The organism is Streptococcus sp. GMD4S (genome assembly GCF_000296955.1).
On sequence record NZ_AJRE01000260.1, the window covers coordinates 1 to 1,122 of the forward strand.

General features: G+C 43.9%; 1 protein-coding gene. It reads left to right on the plus strand.

Annotated elements, in window-relative coordinates; genetic code table 11:
- Nucleotides 1-56 precede the first annotated feature (56 nt).
- Nucleotides 57-1,100 carry a D-alanine--D-alanine ligase gene (locus GMD4S_RS09185; protein ID WP_000814697.1) on the plus strand — a complete coding sequence of 348 codons (1,044 nt, stop codon included), beginning with the start codon at nt 57-59 and terminating at the stop codon, nt 1,098-1,100.
- Nucleotides 1,101-1,122: the final 22 nt, after the last annotated feature.

Here is a 1,122-nt window from a genome sequence, read left to right on the forward strand (position 1 = left end):
GAAGCAAATATGATATACTAAAGAACGAGTATTCTATTAGAATTAGGACAAGCAATATGAAACAAACGATTATTCTTTTATACGGTGGACGTAGTGCAGAGCGTGAAGTCTCTGTCCTTTCAGCTGAAAGTGTTATGCGTGCGGTCAACTACGACCGTTTCACCGTCAATACTTTCTTCATCAGCCAGTCAGGTGACTTTATCAAAACACAGGAATTTAGCCAGACCCCAGGTCAAGAGGATCGTCTCATGACCAATGCGACTATTGACTGGGACAAGAAAATAGCGCCAAGTGCCATCTATGAAGAAGGTGCAGTGGTCTTTCCAGTTCTTCATGGTCCGATGGGAGAAGATGGTTCAGTTCAAGGATTCTTAGAAGTTTTGAAAATGCCTTATGTTGGTTGTAATATCTTGTCATCCAGCCTTGCCATGGATAAAATTACGACCAAGCGTGTCTTGGAGTCTGCTGGGATTGCCCAAGTACCTTATGTGGCCATCGTTGAAGGCGATGATGTGACTGCTAAAATCGCTGAAGTTGAAGAAAAACTGACTTATCCAGTCTTCACGAAGCCGTCAAATATGGGTTCAAGTGTCGGTATTTCTAAGTCTGAAAACCAAGAAGAACTCCGTCAAGCTTTGGAACTTGCCTTCCAATATGACAGCCGTGTCTTAGTAGAGCAAGGGGTAAATGCCCGTGAAATCGAGGTTGGTCTCTTGGGCAACTACGATGTCAAGAGCACGCTTCCTGGTGAAGTGGTTAAGGATGTTGCCTTTTATGACTATGATGCCAAATACATCGATAACAAGATTACCATGGACATCCCAGCCAAGATTAGTGATGATGTGGTAGCTGTCATGCGTCGAAATGCTGAAACAGCCTTCCGTGCGATTGGTGGCCTCGGTCTGTCTCGTTGTGATTTCTTCTATACAGATAAGGGCGAGATTTTCCTAAATGAGCTTAATACCATGCCAGGTTTTACCCAGTGGTCTATGTATCCACTACTTTGGGACAATATGGGAATCAGCTACCCAGAACTAATCGAGCGTTTGGTTGACCTTGCTAAGCAAAGTTTTGACAAGCGCGAAGCGCATTTGCTATAAAAATGAAAGAGAGGGTAGAAGC

What these genes read in the sequence shown, in the direction of transcription:
- GMD4S_RS09185 (WP_000814697.1), top strand. Translation starts at nt 57, where the DNA reads ATGAAACAAACGATTATTCTTTTATACGGTGGACGTAGTGCAGAGCGT.